Here is a 338-nt window from a genome sequence, read left to right as displayed (position 1 = left end):
CACCGGCAACATCAGCGGCACCGTGCGTGAGGATCTGGACAACAACAACACTGGCGATGCTCCCATCGCCGGCGTGACCGTTGCCCTGGTCAACCCGACCACCGGCGCCATCATCGCGACCACCACCACCGACGTGAATGGCAACTACACCTTCACCAACGTGCCGGCGGGTTCGTACAACGTGGTCGAGACCAACAAGGCCGGCTACCTCGACGTGTCCGACAAGGATGGTGGCAACCCGAACAGCATCTCCGTGACGCTGACCCCGGGCCAGTCCAGCACCGGCAACGACTTCGTCGATGAGCGTACCGCCGCCATCGGTGACAAGGTGTGGCTGG

1 protein-coding gene (running past one end of the window) is annotated in these 338 nt (G+C 63.6%); it reads left to right on the top strand.

The window, feature by feature from the left end; translation table 11 throughout:
- The coding region annotated (locus L6Q67_RS23565; RefSeq protein WP_296575963.1) for an SdrD B-like domain-containing protein crosses the window boundary (this coding region is incomplete at both ends): on the top strand, window positions 1-338 show 338 of its 847 nt. 509 nt of the annotated region lie to the left of the window's left edge.

This window comes from Zoogloea sp. (assembly GCF_023150065.1).
Taxonomy (GTDB): domain Bacteria; phylum Pseudomonadota; class Gammaproteobacteria; order Burkholderiales; family Rhodocyclaceae; genus Zoogloea.
The sequence above is the reverse complement of the archived record's forward strand: the minus strand, read 5'-3'. Positions and strand labels throughout refer to the sequence as shown.